1 protein-coding gene is annotated in these 374 nt (G+C 40.9%); it reads right to left on the reverse strand.

Translation table 11 applies throughout. From position 1 onward, the window contains the following. Window positions 1–94 precede the first annotated feature (94 nt). On the reverse strand, window positions 95–374 hold a 280-nt coding region (locus tag BCT81_RS29555), incomplete at its 5' end, for a hypothetical protein (RefSeq protein WP_206748003.1).

A 374-nucleotide genomic window follows, 5' to 3' on the forward strand; every position in this document is an offset into this window, starting at 1 on the left:
ATTTAGTCGTTTGCGAGTTATTTAAGAAGCAAGATTTGACGATTAAGTTGGTTGGATTTGGTATCGAGAGAGAAGTGGTAGCCATCACCACGATTCATGGAAGCATCAGATCAACACCTATAGCAAAGGCGATAAAGCCGGTGATGATAAAGTAGCTGCTGTGTTGATGGACACGATCGCTAGTCACCTGTAATGCAATACAAATTGGCTCTACCGTGTACCCATTATTTTTCTGGTAGCCTGTAGTTTCAAAGTTAAGTAAGCCACGGATTCGTTCGTGGCTTTTTGATCCGTACAGTACAGGACATAGCGCAGTCCTATTTTTTAACTGAGACATTGGTTTGCTATAAATCAGCCGCTTTAAAACGTAAAAA

It is taken from the genome of Vibrio sp. 10N.261.52.A1 (assembly GCF_002876325.1).
In the GTDB taxonomy this organism is placed as follows: domain Bacteria; phylum Pseudomonadota; class Gammaproteobacteria; order Enterobacterales; family Vibrionaceae; genus Vibrio; species Vibrio chagasii.